Annotated in this window: 17 protein-coding genes and 1 pseudogene; 10 read left to right on the plus strand and 8 right to left on the minus strand. The window is 68.8% G+C overall.

The window, feature by feature from the left end; translation table 11 throughout:
* Positions 1-16 precede the first annotated feature (16 nt).
* Positions 17-577, minus strand: coding sequence for a DUF4337 domain-containing protein (locus GY40_RS13835; protein WP_038363148.1), 561 nt, complete (start codon positions 575-577; stop codon positions 17-19).
* A gap of 157 nt (positions 578-734) precedes the next feature.
* Positions 735-1631 (minus strand): annotated as a pseudogene (locus GY40_RS13840) (tyrosine recombinase XerC); the annotation flags it as partial.
* 89 nt (positions 1632-1720) lie between these two features.
* Between GY40_RS13840 and GY40_RS13845 the strand changes: the two are divergent.
* The 6 genes from GY40_RS13845 (at position 1721) to GY40_RS13870 (ending at position 9284) form a co-directional block, all read left to right on the plus strand.
* On the plus strand, positions 1721-3904 hold the full coding sequence (locus tag GY40_RS13845) for a primosomal protein N' (RefSeq protein ID WP_248311166.1): 2184 nt from the start codon (positions 1721-1723) through the stop codon (positions 3902-3904).
* 208 nt (positions 3905-4112) lie between these two features.
* Positions 4113-4682 carry a F0F1 ATP synthase subunit delta gene (locus GY40_RS13850; RefSeq protein WP_038363154.1) on the plus strand — a complete coding sequence of 190 codons (570 nt, stop codon included), beginning with the start codon at positions 4113-4115 and terminating at the stop codon, positions 4680-4682.
* Positions 4682-6214 carry a F0F1 ATP synthase subunit alpha gene (gene atpA, locus GY40_RS13855; RefSeq protein WP_038363155.1) on the plus strand — a complete coding sequence of 511 codons (1533 nt, stop codon included), beginning with the start codon at positions 4682-4684 and terminating at the stop codon, positions 6212-6214. The genes GY40_RS13850 and atpA overlap by 1 nt, the downstream gene beginning before the upstream one ends.
* A gap of 104 nt (positions 6215-6318) precedes the next feature.
* Positions 6319-7188, plus strand: coding sequence for a F0F1 ATP synthase subunit gamma (locus tag GY40_RS13860; RefSeq protein ID WP_038363156.1), 870 nt, complete (start codon positions 6319-6321; stop codon positions 7186-7188).
* Between the two features lie 75 nt (positions 7189-7263).
* Complete coding sequence (gene atpD, locus GY40_RS13865; protein ID WP_038363157.1) at positions 7264-8754, plus strand: F0F1 ATP synthase subunit beta; 1491 nt, start codon at positions 7264-7266, stop codon at positions 8752-8754.
* Positions 8755-8870: 116 nt separating this feature from the next.
* Positions 8871-9284 (plus strand): F0F1 ATP synthase subunit epsilon, encoded by a 414-nt coding sequence (locus GY40_RS13870; protein WP_038363160.1) that lies wholly within the window; start codon positions 8871-8873, stop codon positions 9282-9284.
* Between the two features lie 49 nt (positions 9285-9333).
* Here GY40_RS13870 and GY40_RS13875 read toward each other — a convergent pair whose 3' ends face one another.
* The 3 genes from GY40_RS13875 to putA all read right to left on the minus strand — a co-directional run bounded on the left by GY40_RS13875 (position 9334) and on the right by putA (position 13437).
* Positions 9334-9714: a VOC family protein gene (locus GY40_RS13875; protein WP_038363162.1), complete on the minus strand. Its 381-nt coding sequence runs from the start codon at positions 9712-9714 to the stop codon at positions 9334-9336.
* Positions 9711-10238: an RNA pyrophosphohydrolase gene (locus GY40_RS13880; RefSeq protein WP_038363164.1), complete on the minus strand. Its 528-nt coding sequence runs from the start codon at positions 10236-10238 to the stop codon at positions 9711-9713. The genes GY40_RS13875 and GY40_RS13880 overlap by 4 nt, the downstream gene beginning before the upstream one ends.
* Positions 10239-10347: 109 nt before the next feature.
* Positions 10348-13437, minus strand: coding sequence for a bifunctional proline dehydrogenase/L-glutamate gamma-semialdehyde dehydrogenase PutA (gene putA, locus GY40_RS13885; protein ID WP_038363166.1), 3090 nt, complete (start codon positions 13435-13437; stop codon positions 10348-10350).
* 122 nt (positions 13438-13559) lie between these two features.
* On the opposite strand from putA, the gene GY40_RS13890 reads away from it, so the two are divergent.
* The 3 genes from GY40_RS13890 to GY40_RS13900 all read left to right on the plus strand — a co-directional run bounded on the left by GY40_RS13890 (position 13560) and on the right by GY40_RS13900 (position 16912).
* Positions 13560-14018: an Lrp/AsnC ligand binding domain-containing protein gene (locus GY40_RS13890; RefSeq protein ID WP_038363168.1), complete on the plus strand. Its 459-nt coding sequence runs from the start codon at positions 13560-13562 to the stop codon at positions 14016-14018.
* 125 nt (positions 14019-14143) lie between these two features.
* Complete coding sequence (locus tag GY40_RS13895) at positions 14144-15193, plus strand: ABC transporter substrate-binding protein (RefSeq protein ID WP_051987998.1); 1050 nt, start codon at positions 14144-14146, stop codon at positions 15191-15193.
* A 99-nt stretch (positions 15194-15292) separates the two neighbouring features.
* Positions 15293-16912: an AMP-binding protein gene (locus GY40_RS13900; RefSeq protein WP_248311167.1), complete on the plus strand. Its 1620-nt coding sequence runs from the start codon at positions 15293-15295 to the stop codon at positions 16910-16912.
* 88 nt (positions 16913-17000) lie between these two features.
* On the opposite strand, the gene GY40_RS13905 is transcribed toward GY40_RS13900, so the two are convergent.
* From GY40_RS13905 to GY40_RS13915, 3 genes are read right to left on the minus strand one after another with little or no spacing between them, the layout of a single operon-like run.
* A complete protein-coding gene (locus GY40_RS13905) occupies positions 17001-18122 on the minus strand; it encodes a CobW family GTP-binding protein (protein WP_038363171.1) in 1122 nt (373 codons plus the stop codon).
* Between the two features lie 15 nt (positions 18123-18137).
* On the minus strand, positions 18138-19034 hold the full coding sequence (locus tag GY40_RS13910; protein ID WP_038363173.1) for a DMT family transporter: 897 nt from the start codon (positions 19032-19034) through the stop codon (positions 18138-18140).
* A gap of 17 nt (positions 19035-19051) precedes the next feature.
* Positions 19052-20605: a serine hydrolase gene (locus GY40_RS13915; protein WP_051987999.1), complete on the minus strand. Its 1554-nt coding sequence runs from the start codon at positions 20603-20605 to the stop codon at positions 19052-19054.
* A 217-nt stretch (positions 20606-20822) separates the two neighbouring features.
* Between GY40_RS13915 and GY40_RS13920 the strand changes: the two genes are divergently transcribed.
* Positions 20823-21728, plus strand: a complete 906-nt coding sequence (locus tag GY40_RS13920) for a DMT family transporter (protein ID WP_038363175.1) — start codon at positions 20823-20825, stop codon at positions 21726-21728.
* The last annotated feature ends 45 nt before the right edge of the window (positions 21729-21773 follow it).

Genomic DNA, 21773 nt, shown 5'->3' on the forward strand with positions numbered 1-21773 from the left:
CGAGGCAGCAGCGCCCTCAGAACAGCAGATGCGGGGCGAACAGCGCGAGCCCCATGAAGGCGATCGCGACGGCGCCGAGCCCGCCGCCAACGCCGGCGAGCAGCGCCACGCCGGTGATGATCGAGGCCGAAGCGACGACGATGCCGATCTGGAGCAGGCCCGAGGCGATCTCGAAATTCTCGTTGCGGGCCTTGTAGTCGTCGCGCTGCTGCTCGGCCGCCTTGGCCCGCGCCATCAGCTCCTTGCGGCCTTCATTGGTCTCGGGCTCGCTGTTGTAGCGGGCGGCCGTCGCCTTCCAGCCGTCGATGCGCTTCTGCAGCCGGTCGCGGGTCGCCGCATCGGCGGTCGCGGCAAGATCGAGCTCGAGCGTTTCCGCCGCCGTCGTCACCACGGTGCCGCGGATCGTCTTGGCCTGGAAGAAGGCCCAGAGATTGGAGGCGTCGATGTTGCGCGCGATCGCGTCGTTCTCGGCCTGCTTGCCGCCGATCTCGGCCAGCGCCAGCAGCAGGGCCAGACAGGCGATCAGCAGCGCGATGCGCTTGTTGCCGCCTTCCGGGATCTCGACAGGTTCCGACATCGAATCACCTCGCAGGGCCACTATGGCCGCTGTTTAAGGCTTTCCGTTGCGGCAGCAAGATGTCGGATCGCCATGCGCCCTGGCGGGCAAGATGGCGTTCCGTTTTCCTCTTGCATCGGATTCGTCCGAAAAGGGGTTTCCACTTTTCGGTCCGATGTCAGCGCCCCGCCCGCGGATGGGCGGCGTCATAGGCCGCCATCAGCCGGGCGGAATCGACGCGGGTGTAGATCTGCGTGGTCGAGAGCGAGGCGTGGCCGAGCAGTTCCTGGATGGCGCGCAGATCGCCGCCGCGCCCGAGCAGATGCGTCGCGAAGGAATGGCGCAGGGAGTGCGGCGTGGCGGATGAGGGCAGGCCGAGCGCGCCGCGCAGCCCCTCGACCGCGAGCTGGATGATGCGGGGCGATAGCGGCCCGCCCTTGGCGCCGACGAAGAGCGGACCTTCCGGCGGCAGGCGCCAGGGGCAGAGCTTGAGATATTCCGCGATGGCGGCCACCACCACCGGCAGCACCGGCACCATCCGCGTCTTCGAGCCCTTGCCGATCACGGTCAGCGTCTCGCCGGCGCTTTGCGGCGCCTGGGCACGGGCGAGCGAGAGCGCCTCCGAGATACGCAGGCCGCTGCCATAGAGCAGGCCGAGCACGGCGGCGTCGCGGGCCAGGATCCATTGCTCGCGTTCCTCGCCGGCGCGGGTGTCGGCCTGGGTGACGGCGCGCGCGGAGGCGGGTTCGAGCGGGCGCGGCAGCGATTTGCCGAGGCGGGGCCCGCGCGTCGCGGCGAAGGCGGCGGCGGTGAGCTTGCCGCTGCGCTCGCCGAAGCGGGCGAAGGAGCGCAAAGCCGCGAGCTGGCGCATCAGCGTGCGGTTGCCGACCCCGTCGCGGCGGCGCTGGCCGAGGAAGGCGCGCAGGTCGACGGGCTTCAGCGCGGCGATATCGGCGAGCGAGGGCGCTCCGCCGAGATGCCCGGTGAGGAAAGCGGTGAACTGGCCGAGATCGCGGCCATAGGCTTCCAGTGTCTTCGGCGAGAGGCGCCGCTCGGCCGAAAGATGGGTCAGCCAGTCCTGCCGGAAGGAGTCGAAATCGGTCATCGCGGAAGCATGACGCTCCTGCCTTAACAGCAGCCGAATCGGTGCTAGACACTGGCACGATGGACGAGACGGCGGACATGATCGAAGGCGGCACGGTCGACGTGCTGATCCCGCTCGGGCTCGACCAGGCCTATAGCTATGCCGTGCCGCCGGGGCTCGCGCTCGCCCCCGGCGATGTCGTGCAGGTGCCGCTGGGGCCGCGCGAGACCGTCGGCGTGGTCTGGGCCGTCGGGGCCGGGCGCGGCGGCAACCTCAAGAAGGTCACCGGCAAATACGACATGCCGCCGCTCGATCCGGCGCTCAGGAAGCTCGTCGACTGGGTCGCCTGGTACACGCTCGCGCCGAAAGGCTCGGTGCTCGCATTGGCGCTGCGCCGGCAGCCGGACGATACGCCCGAGCGACCGAAGCTCGGCGTCAGGCTCGCCGGGCCGCCGCCCGGCCGGATGACGCCGGCCCGCGCTCGTGCCATCGCCGCGGCCGAGGGTGGCCTGCTGATCGCGAAATCGGCGCTGGCCGAGGCGGCCTCGGTCAGCGCTGCCGTGATCGATTCCCTCGTCGATGCCGGCACCTTCATCGTCGAGCCGATGCCGCGCGAAGCCATCGCGGCGCTGCCCGATCCCGACCATGCCGTCCCGGAATTGTCGGAGGGGCAGGGCGAGGCGGCACAGGCGCTGGTGGCTGCCGTGCAGGCGAGGGCGTTCAGCGTCGCGCTGCTCGAAGGCGTCACCGGCTCGGGCAAGACCGAGGTCTATTTCGAGGCGGTGGCGGAGGCGATCCGGCTCGGCCGGCAGAGCCTGATCCTGATGCCGGAGATCGCGCTGACCGCGCAGTTCATCGACCGCTTCGAGGCCCGCTTCGGGGTCCGGCCGGGGCTCTGGCATTCGGCCGTGACCGGCCGAAAACGCGAGCGGCTGCAGGCGGCGATCGCGAGCGGCGAGGCGAAGGTGGTGGCGGGCGCCCGCTCGGCGCTGTTCCTGCCCTACAAGGATCTCGGCCTCGTCGTCGTCGATGAGGAGCATGAATCCGCCTACAAGCAGGAGGACGGCGTCTCCTACCATGCCCGCGACATGGCGGTGGTGCGCGGGCGCATCGAGAACGCGCCGGTCGTGCTGGCTTCCGCGACGCCCTCGCTGGAGACGCGCGTCAATGCCGAGCGCGGCCGCTACACGCATCTCAAGCTGCCTGAGCGCTTCGGCGGGCGCGAATTGCCGACGCTCGGCCTCGTCGATCTGCGACGGGACAAGCCGGAGCGCGGGCGCTGGCTCTCCGGCGCGCTGGTCAAGGCGATCGAGACCAATATCGAGGCCAAGGAGCAGTCGCTGCTCTTCCTGAACCGGCGCGGCTATGCGCCGCTGACGCTCTGTCGCGATTGCGGTCACCGCTTCCAGTGCCCGAACTGCACGGCCTGGCTGGTCGATCATCGGTTCCGGCGGGCGCTGGTCTGCCATCATTGCGGCCATGTCGAGCGCCGGCCGCAGGAATGCCCGGCCTGCCACAAGCCCGAGAGCCTGATGGCCTGCGGGCCGGGCGTCGAGCGGCTGGCCGAGGAGGTCGCGACGCTTTTTCCACAGGCACGCTCGATCGTGCTCTCCAGCGATTTTCCCGGAGGGACGGAACGCCTGAAGACGGAGCTGATGGCGGTGGCCGAGGGTGAGTTCGACATCGTCATCGGCACGCAGCTCGTCGCCAAGGGCCATAATTTCCCCGGCATGACGCTGGTCGGCGTCGTCGATGCCGATCTCGGCCTGACCTCGGGCGATCCGCGCGCGGCCGAACGGACCTTCCAGGCGTTGCGGCAGGTCACGGGCCGCGCAGGACGGGGCGAGAAACCGGGTCGCGCCTTGCTTCAGACGCATGACCCGGAGCATCCCGTGCTCAAGGCGCTGGTCTCGGGCGACCCGGAGCGGTTTTATGCCGCAGAGGAGGCGTCGCGGGAGGCTGCGGGGCTGCCGCCCTTCGGCCGGCTGGCGGCGCTGATCGTCTCCGCGAATGGTCAGGCCGAGGCCGAAAGCCATGCCCGCGCGCTGGCGCGCTGCGCCGAGGCCGGCGACGGAATCGCGGTGCTGGGGCCGGCGGAAGCGCCTCTGGCGGTGCTGCGCGGGCGCCATCGCATGCGTCTGATCGTCAGGACGACCCGCGAGGTCAACCTGCAGGACTATCTGCGCGCCTGGCTGAAGCGCGGGCCCAAACCCAAGGGGTCGGTCCGGGTCGCGGTCGATGTCGATCCGCAGAGCTTCCTGTAAAATTGCTGAAAGCCGTGGCCCAATCGCCACTTCCATGGTCGAACTAGCGATTGCGTGCCCCGGAACCACATGCTAGTGCACCGCCACATTTTGGTCGCGAAGCCGTGTCGCTGGCTTTGCGCCTGTGATACTCGCAGCGTCGGGACGATGCACTCCACCTTCCCCGGAAGGTCGCCGGTGCAAGCCCTTGAAACGAGAGACGGGAAGCGTGGCAGAAGGCGGATCGCAGGGGACACTGGTGTCGGGCGTAGCGCAGCGCTATGCCACCGCTTTGTTCGAGCTGGCTGAGGAGACGGGCGCGATCGACACCGTCGCCGCCGCTCTGGACGCCTTCAACGGCCTGCTCTCCGAGAGCGCCGATCTCACCCGCCTGATCGAGAGCCCGGCCTTCACCGCCGAGGAGCAGGTCGCGGCGATCAAGGCCGTGCTCGAGAAGGCCGGCATCACCGGCATCGCCGCCAATTTCATCGGGCTGGTCGCCAGCAAGCGCCGCCTCTTCGCGCTGCCGGGCATGATCGCCGGCTACAAGCGCCTGGTCGCCGAGGCCAAGGGCATCGTCTCCGCCGAGGTGACGGTCGCCGAGCAGCCCACCGCCAAGCGCGTCGACGAGATCCGCGCGGCGCTGAAGGGCGTCGCCGGCAAGGATGTCGACGTCTCGATCAAGGTCGATCCGGCGCTGATCGGCGGGCTCGTCGTCAAGATGGGCTCCCGCATGGTCGACGCCTCGCTGAAAACCAAGCTCAATTCAATTCGTCTTGCCATGAAAGAGGTCGGCTGATGGACATCCGCCCCGCTGAAATCTCCGCCATCCTGAAGGCTCAGATCTCGAATTTCGGCTCGGAAGCTTCGGTGACCGAAGTCGGCCAGGTTCTCTCCGTCGGTGACGGCATCGCCCGCGTCTATGGCCTCGACAAGGTCCAGGCCGGCGAGATGGTCGAGTTCGAGTCCGGCGTGCGCGGCATGGCGCTCAACCTCGAGAGCGACAATGTCGGCGTCGTGATCTTCGGTTCCGACCGCGAGATCAAGGAAGGCCAGACCGTCAAGCGCACCGGCGCCATCGTCGACGTTCCCGTCGGCAAGGAGCTGCTCGGCCGCGTCGTCGACGCGCTCGGCAACCCGATCGACGGCAAGGGCCCGATCAAGGCCAAGGAGCGTCGCCGTGTCGACGTCAAGGCGCCCGGCATCATCCCGCGCAAGTCGGTGCATGAGCCGATGGCGACCGGCCTCAAGGCGGTCGATGCCCTGATCCCGATCGGCCGCGGCCAGCGCGAGCTGATCATCGGCGACCGCCAGACCGGCAAGACCGCGATCGCGCTCGACACGATCCTGAACCAGCGTCCGCTGAACGTCGAAGGCGCCCCCGAGAGCCAGAAGCTCTACTGCGTCTACGTCGCCGTCGGCCAGAAGCGCTCGACCGTCGCCCAGCTCGTGAAGGTGCTCGAGGAGCGCGGCGCGATGGAGTACTCCATCGTCGTGGCCGCCACCGCCTCGGACCCGGCCCCGATGCAGTTCCTGGCGCCCTTCGCCGGCTGCTCGATGGGCGAGTTCTTCCGCGACAACGGCATGCACGCCGTCATCATCTATGACGACCTCTCCAAGCAGGCCGTCGCCTACCGCCAGATGTCGCTGCTGCTGCGCCGCCCGCCGGGCCGCGAAGCCTATCCGGGCGACGTGTTCTATCTCCACTCCCGCCTGCTCGAGCGCGCGGCGAAGATGGGCGAGGCCGCCGGCCTCGGCTCGCTGACGGCGCTGCCGGTCATCGAGACCCAGGCGAACGACGTCTCCGCCTACATCCCGACCAACGTGATCTCGATCACCGACGGTCAGATCTTCCTGGAGACGGACCTGTTCTACCAGGGCATCCGCCCGGCCGTGAACGTCGGCCTCTCGGTGTCGCGCGTCGGCTCCTCGGCGCAGACCAAGGCCACCAAGAAGGTCGCCGGCAAGATCAAGGGCGAGCTCGCCCAGTATCGCGAGATGGCCGCCTTCGCCCAGTTCGGCTCGGACCTCGACGCGGTGACGCAGCGCCTGCTCAACCGCGGCGCCCGCCTGACCGAGCTGCTGAAGCAGCCGCAGTTCTCGCCGCTGAAGATGGAAGAGCAGGTCGTCGTGATCTATGCCGGCGTGAACGGCTATCTCGACGCGATGCCGGTCAACAAGGTCCGCTCCTTCGAGGACGGGCTGCTGGCGCTGGTCCGCGGCAAGCATGCCGACCTCCTCGCCGAGATCGGCACGAGTAAGGATCTGTCGGACGCCAACGCCGCCAAGCTCAAGGACATCGTCGCGGGCTTCGCGAAGTCCTTCGCCTGATCATCACCTTCGGTGCGGCGGAGCCAGGAGCTTCGCCGCACCGCTTCTCTGAAATGCTTCGTTGCCGCGCTTTCCGTGGCTGACGGGTAGGGGATCAAGATCGGATGCCGTCCCTCAAGGACCTACGCAACCGCATCGCCTCGGTGAAGGCGACGCAGAAAATCACCAAGGCCATGCAGATGGTCGCGGCTGCGAAGCTGCGCCGGGCGCAGATGGCTGCCGAGGCCGCGCGCCCCTATGCCGAGCGCATGGAGACGGTGCTGTCGAACCTCGCTTCCGGCGTGTCCGGTTCGAGCGCGCCGCGCCTGATCGCCGGCACGGGCTCGGACAAGGTGCATCTGCTGCTGGTGCTGACCGCCGAGCGCGGCCTGTGCGGCGCCTTCAACTCCTCGATCGCGCGACTGGCGCGTGACAAGGCGAATGCGCTCAAGGCCGAAGGCAAGACGGTCAAGATCATCTGCGTCGGCAAGAAGGGCTACGACATCCTGCGGCGCCAGTTCGCCGACGAGATCATCGAGTTCATCGACCTGCGCGAGTTCAAGCAGGTCGGCTACGTCAATGCCGAGGCGATCGCCCAGAACCTGCTCGCCCGCTTCGCCGCCGGCGAGTTCGACGTCGCGACGCTGTTCTTCTCGAAGTTCAAGTCGGTGATCGCCCAGATCCCGACAGCGCAGCGCATCATCCCGGCCGAGATTCCGGAAGGGACGAAGCAGACCGACGCCGTCTACGACTACGAGCCGGACGAAGGCGAGATTCTCGAGGCGCTGCTGCCGCGCAATCTGACCGTTCAGATCCTGCGCGGGCTGCTCGAGAACGCCGCCTCCGAGCAGGGCGCGCGCATGTCCGCGATGGATTCCGCCACGCGCAACGCCGGCGAGATGATCAAGAAGCAGACGCAGCTCTACAACCGCTCGCGCCAGGCGATGATCACGAAGGAACTGATCGAGATCATCTCCGGCGCGGAAGCGCTCTAACCGCCCAGCCTTCCGCCGGCGGCGCTTTCCGCCGGCAGCCGAAACATCCGAATGCGCTAGTCCCGAGGTTCCACCATGGCCAAAGCCGCTACCAAGACCACCAAGACGAAGTCCGCTGACGACAAGCCCGCCAACACCGGCACCGGCCGCGTTGCCCAGGTCATCGGCGCCGTCGTCGACGTGCAGTTCGACGGCGCCCTGCCGGAGATCCTGAACGCGCTCGAGACCGACAACCTCGGCAACCGCCTCGTCCTCGAGGTCGCCCAGCATCTCGGCGAGAACACGGTTCGCACCATCGCGATGGACTCGACCGAAGGTCTGGTTCGCGGCCAGTCGGTCACCGACACCGGCGCCCCGATCGCCGTGCCGGTCGGCGAGGAGTGCCTCGGCCGCATCATGAACGTCATCGGCGAGCCGGTCGACGAAGCCGGCCCGATCCTGACCACTGCCACCCGCGGCATCCACCAGCCGGCCCCGGCCTATTCCGAACAGTCGACCGAGGCGCAGATCCTCGTCACCGGCATCAAGGTCGTCGACCTGCTGGCTCCCTACGCCAAGGGCGGCAAGATCGGCCTGTTCGGCGGCGCCGGCGTCGGCAAGACCGTGCTGATCATGGAGCTGATCAACAACGTCGCGAAGGCCCATGGCGGCTACTCGGTGTTCGCCGGCGTCGGCGAGCGCACCCGCGAGGGTAACGACCTCTATCACGAGATGATCGAGTCCAACGTCAACAAGGACCCGAAGGAGAACGGTGGCTCGACCGCTGGCTCCAAATGCGCCCTCGTTTACGGCCAGATGAACGAGCCCCCGGGCGCCCGCATGCGCGTCGCTCTCGCCGGCCTGACCGTCGCCGAGGACTTCCGCGACAAGGGCCAGGACGTGCTCTTCTTCGTCGACAACATCTTCCGCTTCACGCAGGCGGGTTCGGAAGTGTCGGCGCTGCTCGGCCGCATCCCTTCGGCGGTGGGCTATCAGCCGACGCTCGCTACCGACATGGGCAACCTGCAGGAGCGCATCACCACCACGACCAAGGGCTCGATCACCTCGGTGCAGGCGATCTACGTGCCGGCGGACGACCTGACCGACCCAGCGCCGGCCACCTCCTTCGCCCACCTCGATGCCACGACCGTGCTCTCGCGCTCGATCGCGGAAAAGGGCATCTATCCGGCGGTCGACCCGCTCGACTCGACCTCGCGCATGCTCTCGGCCGACATCGTCGGTGAGGAGCACTATGGCGTCGCCCGCCAGGTGCAGCAGGTGCTCCAGCGCTACAAGGCGCTGCAGGACATCATCGCGATCCTGGGCATGGACGAGCTGTCGGAAGACGACAAGATGACCGTGGCGCGCGCCCGCAAGATCGAGCGCTTCCTGTCGCAGCCCTTCCACGTCGCGGAAGTCTTCACCGGTTCGCCGGGCAAGCTCGTCTCGCTCGAGGATACGATCAAGGGCTTCAAGGGCCTGGTCGAGGGCAAGTACGATCACCTGCCGGAGGCGGCCTTCTACATGGTCGGCTCGATCGAGGAAGCCGTCGAGAAGGCGCAGCGCCTGGCCGCCGAGGCGGCGTAAGGCATTCCGCACGCGTCATCCCCGGGCTTGCCCCGGGGATCTCATGACCAGAACACGCTGGTTTCCGAGATGACCGGGTCAAGCCCGGGTCATGACGAACCGGGGAGAATGAAACGATGGCCACCTTCAAGTTCGAACTCGTCTCGCCGGAGCGGATCCTGTTCTCGGGCGATGTCGTCAGCGTCATCGTTCCTTCGGTCGAGGGCGAAATGACCGTGCTGGCCGGCCATGCGCCGCTGGTTGCCGTGATCAAGGCCGGCATCGTCTTCGTCCAGACGACGGAGAGCAACGGCAAGGAATTCTTCATCAATGGCGGCCTCGTCGAGGTCAACCAGGAGACGACGACGATCCTGGCCGAGCAGGGCCGCTTCATCGAGGACGTCGACACAGCCGTTCTCGACGCCGAGATCCTGACTGCCGAGACCCGCCTCTCCGGCTCGCACAACGACGACGAGAAGAAGCGCCTGCACGACACGCTGGTGCAGCTGCGCGAGTTCAAGCACGTCTTCGAGCAGCGCAAGGCGGCGTGAGCCCAGCTCCCATATCCGGAACAGAAAAGGCCGCGCGAGCGGCCTTTTTTCATGCGTAGCTAATGAATTCGAGCAGCGAACCATCCGGGTCGCGGAAATAGACGCTGGTACCGTGGCCACCCCTGCCGAAGCGCTGGACAGGCCCCAGCTCGATCGCGACCTCGTGCCGTTCGAGATGGGCGATCGCTTCCGCGATCGGTCCCGGCCAGGCGAAGCAGAGATCGCTGCCGCCGGGCGGGACGGGCAGCCTCGCGACGGGCGTGGGCTTCAGCCCGGGGCCGTGGCAATTGAGCTGGGTGCGGCCGATGCGATAGACGAAGCCGTCGCCGTTCGGCACGATCTCGGCGCCGATCACGTCGCGATAGAAGGCATTCGAGCGCTCCCAGTCGGAGACGTGGATGACGCAGTGGTCGAGTTCGACGAGGCTCATCTCGCTTCTCCCCGGGAAACCATGGGCACGGCGAAGGCGGCGAAAGCGGCGGCCACACGTTCATAGACCGCTCGCTTGAACGGCACGACGACCTCCGGCATTTCCGCGAGCGGGCGCCAGCGCCAGGCGCCGAACTCCGGCGGTTCGTCGCCGTTGGGCTTGCCGATGTCGATCTCGCGCTCGTCGCCCGTGAAGCGGAAGGCGACCCAGCGCTGGCGCTGGCCGCGAAAGGCCGCCAGCTTGTGCGGCGGCCCGTCATAGGGCGGGAAGTCGTAGCTCCACCACTCCTCCGTCGCCGCCAAGAGTTCCGCGCCGGCGATGCCGGTTTCCTCCGCCAGCTCGCGCCGGGCGGCCGCGACGATCTCCTCGTCGGGATCGATGCCGCCTTGCGGCATCTGCCAGTCCCGGCCGGGCAGGACGATCTCGGGGCCGGCGCTGTGGGCCTTCCCGGTGAAGACCAGCCCTTCGGCGTTGAACAGGGCGATGCCGACATTGGGGCGGTAGGGGAGGGCTGCGTCCGTCATTCGCCTTGGCTCGTCATGGTCGGGCTTGACCCGGCCATCTCGGAAACCAGTGTTCTCGGCATGAGATGCCCGGGTCAAGTCCGACCATGACGGCGCGGGAGGCGTCCGCTCACTCCCCCATCGCGATCAGGCTGGCATTGCCGCCAGCGGCGGCCGTGTTGATCGTCACGGTCTGCTCGGTGGCGAAGCGCATCAGATAGTGCGGGCCGCCGGCCTTGGGGCCGGTGCCGGACAGGCCATGGCCGCCGAAGGGCTGCACGCCGACGACCGCGCCGATGATGTTGCGGTTGACGTAGATATTGCCGGCAGAGAGCCGCTCGACGACGCGCTCGACCGTCGTCTCGATGCGCGAGTGGACGCCCAGCGTCAGGCCGTAGCCGGTCGCGTCGATCTCGGCGATGACCTTGTCGAGCTCGCCCGCCTTCCAGCGCACGACATGCAGGATCGGGCCGAAATGCTCGGCGGTGAGGTCGCTGACCCGGTCGAGCCTGACGATATGCGGCGCGACATAGGTGCCGCCGAGCTCGGGCACCTGCCCGGCCCAGGCGACGCGACCCTGCTGGCGCATCGCCGCGAGATGGGCGTCGAGGCGCTGCCTGGCGGCGGCGTCGATGACCGGGCCGATATGGATGTCGAGCTTGCGGGGATCGCCGAGCTTCAGCTCTTTGGTCGCACCTTCGATCATCTCGATCATCTTGTCGGCGACGTCGTCCTGCACCACCAGCAGGCGCAGCGCCGAGCAGCGCTGCCCGGCCGAACGGAAGGCTGACATCACCACGTCGTCGCTGACCTGCTCGGGCAGGGCGGTGGCATCGACGATCATGGCATTGAGGCCGCCGGTCTCGGCGATCAGCGGTACGATCGGGCCGTCCTTGGCGGCGAGTGCCCGGTTGATGCCGCGCGCGGTTGCGGTCGAGCCGGTGAAGGCGACCCCGGCCACGTCCTTGTGCGCGACCAGGGCCGCGCCGGCCTCGGTCCCGCCCGGCACGAGATGCAGCGCGCTGACGGGCACGCCGGCCTCGTGCAGCATCCCGATCGCCACGGCTGCGATCAAGGGCGTCTGCGGGGCCGGCTTGGCGACGACGCTGTTGCCGGCGACGAGTGCGGCTACAACCTGCCCGGCGAAGATCGCCAGCGGGAAGTTCCAGGGCGCGATGCAGACGAAGGCGCCGCGCCCGCGCAGGACGAGTCGGTTCTCCTCGCCGGTCGGGCCGGGAAGCGCGGTCGGCGTGGCGAAATGCTCCTCGGCCTGTGCTGCATAGTAGCGGCAGAAATCGACGGCCTCGCGCACCTCGGAAATGGCGTCGTCGATGGTTTTGCCGGCTTCGCCTTGCAGAAGCGCGATCAGGAGCCCGCGTCGGGCCTCCATGATGTCGGCGGCCTTGCGCAGCGCCGCGGCGCGAATGCGAGCGGGCGTCTCGTTCCAGGCACGGAAGCCCTTCACTGCCGCGGCCATGGCGCGCTCGGCGGTCGCGGCATCGGCCTCGATCACCTTGCCGATCGGCTTGCCGTCGATGGGCGAGCGCACCTCGCGGGCCGTGCCGGGCTGCGGCTTGCCGTCGATGATCGGCGCGGCATCGGGGAATTGGCCGGCCGCCGCGATCTCCTTCAGCAGACCGTCGAGGCTTTCCTCATGGCCGAGCTCGGTGCCGGCCGAGTTCTTGCGCGAGGGGCCGTAGAGATCGGCCGGGAGCGGGATGCGGCGGTGGCGGGCGGCGCTGGCCGAGCCGATGATCTCGGCCGGCGCCAGCAGGAGCTGCGAGACCGGAACCTCGGGGTCGCCGGAGGCGCTGACGAAGGAGGAGTTGGCGCCGTTCTCGAGCAGGCGGCGGACGAGATAGGCGAGCAGGTCCTGATGGCCGCCGACCGGCGCATAGGTCCGGCAGGCATAGCCTTCGTTCTCGCGCAGCAGCTTCTCGTAGAGCGCCTCGCCCATGCCGTGCAGGCGCTGGAACTCGAAACCCTCGGCATTCCCCGCCATCTCGGCCACGGTCGCGACGGTGAGCGCGTTATGGGTGGCGAATTGCGGGATGATGCGCGGCCTAAGCTTCAGGAGCTGGGCCGCGCAGGCTTCGTAATTCAGGTCCGTCATCGCCTTGCGGGTGAAGACGGGGTAGTCGGGCAGGCCGCGCTCCTGGGCGCGCTTGAGCTCGGTGTCCCAATAGGCGCCCTTGACCAGCCGCACCATCATGCGCCGGCTATGGGTTTCGGCGAGGCGGCCGATATGGTCGATCACCGCCGAGGCGCGCTTCTGATAGGCCTGGATGGCGAGGCCGAAGCCGTCCCAGCCGTCGAGCGAGGCATCGGCGAAGACGGCGTCGATCACGTCGAGCGAGAGCTCCAGCCGGTCGGCCTCCTCGGCATCGACGGTGAAGTTGAGGTCGTAGCCCTTGGCCTGACGGGCGAGCGCGACGACCTTCGGCACGAGCTCCGACAGCACGCGCTCATGGTTCGTCGCGTCATAGCGCGGATGCAGCGCCGAGAGCTTGACCGAGATGCCGGGGCGGTTCGGCAGCCTGTCGTTGCCGGCGGAGCGGCCGATGGCGTCGATCGCGGCGGTGTAGGAGGCGAAATAGCGGTCGGCGTCGGCTTGCGTGCGTGCGCCTTCGCCCAGCATGTCGAAGGAATAGCGATAAAGCTTGCCGGTGCCGGAGCGGGCGCGCTTCAGCGCCTCCTCGATGGTCTGGCCGAGGACGAAATGATTGCCCATGACGCGCATCGCCTGACGCGTCGCGGTGCGAACCGTCGGCACGCCCAGGCGCTTGGCGAGGCTGCTGACGATGCCCGTCGGCGTTTCGCCCGGCTGGATGACGCGCGCGGTGATGCCGAGCGCCCAGGCCGAGGCCGAGACCAGGAAGGCGTCCGATTTCGCTTCGTGATGGGCGAAATCGCCCTGGCCGAGCTTGTCCTCGATCAGCCGGTCCGCCGTGGCGGCGTCGGGCACGCGCAGCAGCGCCTCGGCCAGCACCATCAGCGCGAGGCCCTCTTTGGTCGAGAGCGAATATTCGCGCAGCAATTCCTCGATGCCGCCCAGGCCTACCTTGCGGCTGCGGATCGCCTCGATCAGCCCGGTGGCGCGGGCGTCGATCCGGGCCTTGGCCGCCGGGTCGCGGCGGGCGCCTGCGAGCAGCCGGCCGGCCATGGCGCCGTCATCCTCGGCATAAGGCGCGCGGAAAGGCGGGACGGTCGAGATGGCCATAAGGGGCTCCGAAGGCGGGCTGGAATATCTGAAGGATGATGAGAGATCGGCCGCATATCAATTGGCATTTCAGGCAAGTTTGCCTTATAAAACTCCATAGAAGATGAATTTTACAGAGATTTATCATGCTGGACCGGACGGACCGCCGCATCCTCTCGCTTCTGCAGGGCGATGGCCGGATCGCCGGGGTCGAGCTCGCCGAAAAGGTCGGGCTTTCCCCCACGGCGACGGGCGAGCGGCTGAAACGCCTGACGCGGGACGGTTTCATCACCGGCTATCGCGCGACGCTCGATCCGACGCGGCTCGGCCTGAACCTGCTCGTCTTCGTCGAGGTCTATCTCGACAAGACGACGCCCGATGCCTTCGAGCGCTTCGCCGCGGCCGTGAAGCGGGCGCCGGAAGTGCTGGAATGCCACATGGTGGCGGGCGGTTTCGATTATCTCGTGAAGACGCGCGTGGCCGATATGAATGCCTATCGCCGTTTCCTCGGAGAGGTGCTGCTCGCCCTGCCGGCGGTGCGCGAGACGCGCACCTATGCCGTGATGGAAGAGGTCAAGACCGATGGCGCGCTGCCATTGTGACCGCCCGACGCAATCGCGTGACGATGTTGACGTGATTTCAACGTGTTGTGATCTCAAACTGCTCCGGTAGGCGATCGACGGCCGGCCGTGCCGGATGTTCCGGCCAGAATACTTCCGAGGTTCCCATGGCGCCCCTGCCGCCCCGTGCTTCCGTTTTGCTCTCGCGCCGCGCTTTCGTGGCGGGAGCGGCCGCCTGCGGCTTCGGGGCGAGACCGGCTTCGGCCGAGACGGTGACGCCGATCCGGATGCTGCTGAGCTGGCGCCTCGAAGGGCTCGCGGGGCTGTTCCTCGCCGCGCAGGAGAAGGGTTATTTCCGTGCGGAGGGGCTCGATGTCAGCTTCGAGGCGGGAAGTGGGGCGCGGCAAACCCCGGCGCGCGTGGCGGCCGGCGAGTTCGATGCCGCCTGCGGCGACGTCAATGCGTTGATGCGCTTCCGGGACGCGAATGCCGGCCAGGATCTCAAGGCGGTAATGATGATCCATGACCGGCCGCCTTTCGCCGTCATCGGCCGCCGCAGCCGCGGCATCTCGGCCGAGCCCGCGAGCCTCGAAGACAAGAAGCTCGGCGCACCGGCGGCGGATGCAGCCTTCGCGCAATGGCCGCTCTTCAAGGGCCTCACCAGGATCGACGACAGCCGGATCCGGCTGGAAAATATCGGCTTCCCCGTCAGGGAGCCGATGCTGGCTTCCGGGGAGGTCGACGCCGCCTTCGGCTTCGGTCCCTATTCCTTTGCCGGCCTGAAGGCGCGCGGGGTGCCGGCCGACGACATCGTCGTGATGACGATGGCCGATCACGGGGTCCTGCTCTACGGCAATGCGATCATGGTTTCGCCCAAGCTCGCGACCGACAAGCCGGAGGCCGTGCGCGGGCTCCTGCGGGCGCTGGTTCGCGGTGTCCGGGATGTCGCCGCCAATCCCGACCTCGGCGTGCAGGCGATCATGCGTCGCAATGAGAACGCGCAGGCCGAGGTCGAGCGCGAGCGACTGACGCTGGCGCTCGCGCAGAACGTGCTGACGCCCTCTGTGAGGGAACACGGGCTCGGCGGCATCGACCGGGTGCGCTGGGCGGCGGCGCTGGAGCAGAGCGCGCAGGCCCAGCCCTTCCGCGACAAGGCCCGCGCGGGCGATGCCTTCACCGACGCCTTCCTGCCGGCGAAGGACGAGCGCCTGTTCTGAGCGCCGCGCCTGGTGCAAGGCGGCCTGTCCCATGAGAGGGTGACAGGGCGGGGCGGGCTGCCTATCGTGCCGCGCCTTTTTCCACCGGATCCCGGTTCTTTGCACCTGCCCGACCTGCCTGATTACGCCCAGCTCCGTTCGGCTTTCCGCTGGCGCATCCCCGAGCGCTACAACATCGCCGCCGATGTCTGCGACCGCTGGGCCATGGCCGAGCCGGAGCGGCCGGCGATCATCGAGGTGTCGGGCGACTGGCAGGTCGAGCCGGTCAGCTTCGGCTGGTTCCGGGAATATTCCAACCGGCTCGCCAATGCCTTGCGGGTGCGTGGTGTCGCGCGCGGCGACCGCATCGCGATCCTGCTGCCACAGGGGCGGGCGGTGCTCGCCGCCCATCTCGCGGCCTACAAGCTCGGCGCCATCGCGGTGCCGCTGGCGGCGCTGTTCGGCGTCGATGCGCTGACCTACCGCCTGGCCGATTCCGGCGCGAAGATCGTCGTCACGAACGCGCCGGGGCTGGCGAAGCTGCGCCAGATCGAGGAGCCCTTGCCCGGGCTCGCGCTGGTCATCTCGACCGATGGCCGCGACGGCGAGGCCGAGGATTGGGAGGCGCTGCTGGCCGGGGCGAGCCCGGATTTCACGCCGGTCGACACCACGCCCGACGATCCGGCGCTGATGATCTACACCTCCGGCACCACCGGCAATCCGAAGGGCGCGCTGCACGGCCACCGCGTGCTGCCGGGCCATTTGCCGGGCGTGCAGATGCCGCATGAGTTCATGCCCCGGCCGGGCGATCTCGCCTGGACGCCGGCCGACTGGGCCTGGGCCGGCGGCCTGCTCAACATGCTGCTGCCGGCGCTGCATTTCGGCGTCGCGGTGGTGGCGCGGCCGGTGACGCGCTTCGAGCCGGACGAAGCCTACCGGCTGATGCAGGATTTGCGGATCCGCAACGCCTTCGTGCCGCCGACGGCGCTGAGGATGCTGCGCGGCGCCGGCAGCCCGCGCGGCCGCTTCACGCTGAACCTCAGAAGTGTCGCAGCCGCCGGCGAGGCGCTGGGCGCCGAGACGCTGGAATGGGGGCGCGAGGCGCTCGGCCTCACCATCAACGAGGCCTATGGCCAGACCGAATGCAATCTCGTGCTCGCGTCGAGCGCCGCGATCGGCGTCAGCCGGCCGGGCGCGATCGGCAAGGCGGTGCCGGGGCACGAGGTCGCGATCATCCGGCCGGACGGCTCGGTCTGCGCAGCCGGAGAGGAGGGCCAGATCGCAGTCAGGCGCCCCGATCCGGTGATGTTCCTCGGCTACTGGAACAATCCCACCGCCACGGCGGCGAAGTTCATCGGCGACTGGATGACGACCGGCGACGAGGGCGTTGAGGACGAGGACGGCTATGTCCGCTTCATCGGCCGCGACGACGACGTCATCACCTCCTCGGGCTATCGCATCGGGCCGGGCGAGATCGAGGATTGCCTGCTGCGGCATCCGGCGGTGGCGCTGGCGGCGGCCGTGGGCAAGCCCGATCCGCTGCGCACGGAGATCGTCAAGGCGTTCGTCGTGCTGAAGCCGGGCCGTACCGGCTCGCCGGCGCTGGTGTCCGAGTTGCAGGATTTCGTCAGGGCGCGGCTCTCGGCGCATGAATATCCGCGCGAGATCGCCTTCCGCGAGGAACTGCCGCTGACGACGACCGGCAAGATCATCCGCAGGCTGCTGCGGGCGGAGGGGTAGGCAGGAAGCGGTCCTTATCCTTCGAGACGCGCCTGCGGCGCTGCTCAGGATGACGGCTCGAACTGTCAAAACACTCTGAGAAGCGCTTTCAAGCCGGTTGAGCGGTGCTCTCGCGGGCCTGCTGGCCGAGGAACGCCGCCCAGAGCCGCTGCACCGTCTCTTCCTCGATGTCCTTGACGATCAGGACGAGGCGGGAGCGGTGGTCGCCGTCCGGCCAGGCATCGAGCCGGATCGGCGGATGCAGGATCTGCTGGACGGCATGGACCAGCAAGGGGCGCTCCGGCTGGTCGGCAAGCCGGACGAGACCCTTCAGCCGGAGCAGGCGCGGCCCGTGGATCGAGCGTAGCAGCGTCCAGAACAGCTCGAAGGTCTGCTGTGCCACCGGCTGCTCGGCCGTCAGCGCGAAGGCCCGGATCGAGGCGTCGTGGCGGTTGACGTCGTGCGGGTGCTGATCGTGGTGCTCATGGCCATGGTGGTGGTCGTGCCCATGGCCATGATCATGGTGATGATGGCCGTGGTCGTGGTGCCCCGGTAGCGCGTCCGCCGCCAGCCAGTGCCGCAGAGCCTCCGGTCGCTCGGCGAGATCGTAAAGGCCGGCGCCGAGAAGCGCCGAGGCCGGAGCATCGGGCGGCAGGATCGCGATCCCGGGATTGAGCGCGGCGAGGCGCGCGCGCAGCGCCGCGACATCCTCGGGCGCGGCGAGGTCGGTTTTGGTCAGGACGAGCCGGTCGGCCGCGACGACCTGCCGGCGCGCCTCCTCATGGGCGTCGAGCGTCGCCATGCCGTTGACCGCATCGACCAGCGTGACGACGCCGTCGAGCCGGAAGCGCAGAGCGAGATAGGGGTGGTTGATCAGCACGTTGAGGATCGGCGCGGGGTCGGCGAGGCCGGTCGTCTCGATGACGAGGCGGGAGAAGGCTCCGATACGGCCGTTGTCGCGGCGGCGCAGCAGATCTTCCAGCGTGACGATGAGGTCGTCGCGGATGGTGCAGCAGAGGCAGCCGGATTCCAGCAGGATCATGTTCTCGGCGACGCCCTCGACCATCAGATGGTCGAGCCCGACCTCGCCGAACTCGTTGACGAGCACGACGGTGTCGGCCAGTGCCGGATCCTTCAGCAGGCGGTTGAGCAGGGTCGTCTTGCCGGCGCCGAGGAAGCCCGTGAGCAGGGTCAGCGGAACGGGGGCGGGGCGGGCTGGATCGCCGGTCATCACACTCTGAAAGCCTCAGGCCGGCACGGGGCGCCGCCTCGATTGTTCTAGTATTACATTAGTGACCAGCGCCGCGATGACAAGGGCGCCGCCGGCATATTGCAGAGACCCCAGCCGCTCGCCGAGGACGACGGCCGCGATCGCGACGGCGATGATCGGCTCGGCGCAGTAGGCGAGGCCGGCGGGGCCCGGCGCGATCCGGGCCAGCGCCAGGATCTGCAGGACGAAGCCGACCAGATAGCCGCCATAGGTCACGGCAAGCGCGATCGGCGCGAGCAGGAAGGCCTGCGGCGGCAGGAAGCCGCCGGTCAGCGCGAGGATCAGCAGCGTTACCGGCAGGATGACGACATGCGACCAGAACAGCTTCGGCATGGTGGCGATCGATGCGCAGCTCGCAGCGGCGAAGAATTGGGCGGCCGCCGCGAGGCTGGCGAGCCCGGCCAGCGCCAGCCCGCGCGGGTCGAGGCCATGCAGGTCCGGCCCCACCACCAGCGCGATCCCGATGAAGGCGACGATCGCCACGACGAGCCTGTCGGCCCGGAACGGCGCCCGGGTCAGGAGCGGCTCGAGCAGAACGATGAGCACCGGATAGGTGTAGAAGATCACCGCCGCGACCGAGACCGGGACGAAGGACACCGACGAGAGATAGGCGGTGCCGACGAGGGCGGTCGCGATGCCGAAGCGCAGCACGGGCAGGCGCTGGCCGCGAAGCAGGCTGAGCGAGGCGCGGGCGAGCAAGGCTGCCGCGCCGACCAGCACGAGCATGATCAGGACGCGGTAGAAGACCAGCAGCGGGCCGCCGAGGCCGGCAGCCCCCGCGATCTGGGCGCTGACGATATTGGTGCCGAAGGCGGCGGCCGACGCGAAGGCGAGCAGCAGCCCCTGGCCTTCGCTGGTGCGCGCCCCGCTCAATCAGGCCCCCGACCGTTTCAGGCGTCGTCGCCGTTCCTGGCCTTGGCTTTCGCCGCGGGCTTGGGCTTGACGGCAGCCTCGGCGGGCTTCGGCTTCACCGGCGGAACCTTGATGGCCTTCGTCGGCTGCGCCTTGGCGGGCTGTGGCTTGGCCGCCTGGGAATTGGCGGCCCGCGCGGCCGGCTTGATCCCGGCGGCGGAACCGGGGCGCAGGCTCGCCGCCGTCGCCTTGTTGCCGGCCTGGACCGCTCCCTGCAGGCGCAGCGGCCCGGATTCGAAGGCGTCGCTGGAGGGCTGGAGAGGCGCGCCGGCCGGGGCGAAGGCGTTGGTGCCGCGCGGGATCGCGCCATTGGCGGAGGCCGTGCGCGGCACGGCGCCGCCGACGAGGCCGGCGGCGACGGGCGCGCCGGGCTCGATGGTCGGCGTCGCGCCGCGGGCGACGCGCGAATCGGGCTGCGAGGTCACATTGGCGGCGAGCGGGGCCGAGGCCGAGCCCGCGGTGCGGCCGAAGGAGACCTGAACCGGCATCGTCTCGGAGCGCGGACCGAGGACGACGCGGCCGCGCGGGGAGCGCGTCGCGACGGGGCCGGCCGATTGGGTCGCGAAGGTGGCGAAGCGACCGCCATCGGAATCATTGCCGCCGGTCGGCGCGAAGCCGCCGATCGGCCCGCTGGAATCGGCATCATCAGCCAGCGCCACGCCGCCGCCGCGACGGCGGATCTCGTCGCAGACATTCGGGGCGCGCGTGCCGCTCGGCGGCATCGAGGCAAGGTTGGTGCCGGTGCCGCCCCAGCGGCTGAAGCCTTCGTCGAGGAGCTGCGCGGCCTTGACCGTGCGCTCCGTGCCGGACGCCGAGCCGAGCACGACGGCGATGAGGGTGCGTCCGCCGCGGCTCGCGGTCGCGACGACGTTGAAGCCCGAGGCGCAGGTGAAGCCGGTCTTCATGCCGCCGATGCCGGCATAGCGCCCGACCAGGCCGTTGGTGTTGTGCATGACCTGCTTGCCGAGCTGGACGGCGGAGGTGCTCCAATAGGCGGAGTATTCCGGGAAGTCGCGCATCAGCGCCATGGCGAGCACGGCGAGGTCATGCGCGCTGGTCTGCTGGTCGGGATTGTCCCAGCCATTCGGATTCATGAAGCGGGTGTCGCGCATGCCGAGGCGCTGGGCCTCGGCATTCATCATGCCCACGAAGTCCGGCACGTTGCCGCCGACGCCCTCGGCCACGACATAGGCGATGTCGTTGGCCGATTTGACCATCATGATCCTGAGCGCGTTGTCGAGCGTGATCTCCTGGCCGGCGCGGATATAGACCTTCACGCGGGGCTGGCTGGCGGCGAGCTTCGAGGCCGGGATCGCGGTCTCGAGGCCGATGCGGCCGTCGCGGACAGCCTTCAGCGCCAGATAGATCGTCATGATCTTGGCGGTCGAGGCCGGGCGCCAGGCCTGGGTCGCGTTCTCGGCGGACAGGACCTCGCCGCTCGAGGCGTCGACGACGAGGCTCGCTCCGGCCAGAGCCGGTGCCGTGAAGGCGAGACCAAGGGCAAGGGTGACGGTGAGGCGGGATGCGATCATCGGCGGGTCTTGAACCTGTCTTGTCGTGAACGAAGCTTGGCAGCGCGACGGCGCTGGGTTCAACGCGACGCATGCGGCATTTTCGAGACGACGGGCGCAAATCTCCGCCCAGGAACTCATAGCTGCATGCATACCTACCCCCAGCGCAGCGATTTGCCTAGCCGCCACGGCCGGTCCAGAAGCAATAGCGCATCATGCTTTCGCGGGGCTCATCGGCGTGGCTTTCGGCTTTCTCTGGATTCCGGCGACGATCCTCGCCTCGCTGCTGCAGACGGCGCGCAACCTGGCGCAGCGCTCGCTGACCGACGTCATCGGCGTGGTCGGGGCGACGCAGGTGCGCTTCCTGTTCGGCCTGCCCTTCGCGATGGTCTTCCTCGCCGCCGCCTGCCTCGGGCTGCGGACGCTGCCACCCTCGATCGGACCAGCCTCGCTCGGCTACACCGCCTGGGGCGCACTGATGCAGATCGCGGCGACCGCGCTGATGCTGGCGGCGATGCGCGAGCGCTCCTTCGCCGTGACCACCGCCTACACCAAGACCGAGCCGGTGCAGGTCGCGATCTTCGGCGCGCTGCTGCTCGGCGATGCGCTCAGCCCGCTCAAATTCCTCGCCATCGCGATCGCAACCGCCGGCGTCATCGTCGTCTCCTGGAAGCCGGGGGAGAAGCTGACCCGCGCCGGCCTGCGGCCGGCCGTGCTCGGCATCGTCTCTGGCGCCTGCTTCGCGCTCTCGGCGATCGGCTTCCGCGGCGGCATCCAGGCCCTGCCGGAGGGCAATTTCCTGATCCGCGCCTCGACCATCCTGGTGCTGGGGCTGGTCATGCAGACCGCGCTCTTGACCTTGTACATGCTGGTCGCGAACCGCCCGGCGCTGTGGCTCAGCCTGCGCAACTGGCGCCGCTCGCTCTCGGCCGGTTTCCTCGGCGCCGCCGCCTCGCAATTCTGGTTCATCGGCTTCTCCCTGACCAGCGCCGCCAATGTCCGCACGCTCGGCCTGATCGAGGTGCCGCTGGCGCAGATCGCCTCGCGCCGCCTGTTCGCGGAGGGAACGAGCCGGCGCGAGATCCTCGGCATGGCGATGATCGTCGGCGGCGTCGGATTGCTGCTTTTGATCTCGTTGCAGTGAGGCCGGGGGCCGGCTAGTGCTGAAGCGAAGGGCCGTCAGCCGATC

Origin of the sequence: Allobosea sp. UNC402CLCol (genome assembly GCF_000745475.1) — a bacterium.
GTDB lineage: Bacteria > Pseudomonadota > Alphaproteobacteria > Rhizobiales > Beijerinckiaceae > Allobosea > Allobosea spartocytisi.

Excerpts from the sequence above, each read along its gene's own strand:
- GY40_RS13835 (WP_038363148.1), bottom strand. The coding sequence starts at position 577 with ATGTCGGAACCTGTCGAGATCCCGGAAGGCGGCAACAAGCGCATCGCG.
- GY40_RS13845 (WP_248311166.1), top strand. The coding sequence starts at position 1,721 with ATGGACGAGACGGCGGACATGATCGAAGGCGGCACGGTCGACGTGCTG.
- atpA (WP_038363155.1), top strand. The coding sequence starts at position 4,682 with ATGGACATCCGCCCCGCTGAAATCTCCGCCATCCTGAAGGCTCAGATC.
- GY40_RS13860 (WP_038363156.1), top strand. The coding sequence starts at position 6,319 with ATGCCGTCCCTCAAGGACCTACGCAACCGCATCGCCTCGGTGAAGGCG.
- atpD (WP_038363157.1), top strand. The coding sequence starts at position 7,264 with ATGGCCAAAGCCGCTACCAAGACCACCAAGACGAAGTCCGCTGACGAC.
- GY40_RS13870 (WP_038363160.1), top strand. The coding sequence starts at position 8,871 with ATGGCCACCTTCAAGTTCGAACTCGTCTCGCCGGAGCGGATCCTGTTC.
- GY40_RS13875 (WP_038363162.1), bottom strand. The coding sequence starts at position 9,714 with ATGAGCCTCGTCGAACTCGACCACTGCGTCATCCACGTCTCCGACTGG.
- GY40_RS13880 (WP_038363164.1), bottom strand. The coding sequence starts at position 10,238 with ATGACGGACGCAGCCCTCCCCTACCGCCCCAATGTCGGCATCGCCCTG.
- putA (WP_038363166.1), bottom strand. The coding sequence starts at position 13,437 with ATGGCCATCTCGACCGTCCCGCCTTTCCGCGCGCCTTATGCCGAGGAT.
- GY40_RS13895 (WP_051987998.1), top strand. The coding sequence starts at position 14,144 with ATGGCGCCCCTGCCGCCCCGTGCTTCCGTTTTGCTCTCGCGCCGCGCT.
- GY40_RS13905 (WP_038363171.1), bottom strand. The coding sequence starts at position 18,122 with ATGACCGGCGATCCAGCCCGCCCCGCCCCCGTTCCGCTGACCCTGCTC.
- GY40_RS13915 (WP_051987999.1), bottom strand. The coding sequence starts at position 20,605 with ATGATCGCATCCCGCCTCACCGTCACCCTTGCCCTTGGTCTCGCCTTC.